Origin of the sequence: Spirosoma agri (genome assembly GCF_010747415.1) — a bacterium.
In the GTDB taxonomy this organism is placed as follows: Bacteria; Bacteroidota; Bacteroidia; order Cytophagales; family Spirosomataceae; genus Spirosoma; species Spirosoma agri.
Genome location: NZ_JAAGNZ010000029.1, coordinates 1 through 389 on the forward strand (window position 1 = coordinate 1; position 389 = coordinate 389).

General features: G+C 64.8%; 1 pseudogene. It reads right to left on the reverse strand.

The window, feature by feature from the left end:
• A pseudogene (locus tag GK091_RS29320) lies at positions 1 to 389 on the reverse strand (hypothetical protein); the annotation flags it as partial.

Sequence of the window (389 nt, forward strand, 5' to 3'; positions counted from 1 at the left end):
AGGGTATTCGACAAGCTGCTGCGACAGCCACCCACCTGACAGCTGGCCGTGTAATCGCCCGCCGTTTTGACGCTCAGGCTGCTGCCCGTATCGCCCGTCGACCAGGTCACCGTGCCGCTGCACCCGCTGGCCGTCAAACTCACGCTCGACCCATTACAGATCTGACCCCCTCCGCTCACGCTGATCACCGGCGCAGCAGGCGCCACACAGGGAGCCTCTGCCGTGACGGGTTTGGCGCACACCTGATCGAAGCAGATGTAGCCCTCATCCACCCCGCTGCTCAACCCGATCGTGTGAACCCCCGCCGTCAGCGTGTAACTGCCCACCCCGCTGCTCTGGTAATCGCTGGTCGAACTCAACCGCAGCGTCTGGCTCTTGCCGTCGACGCG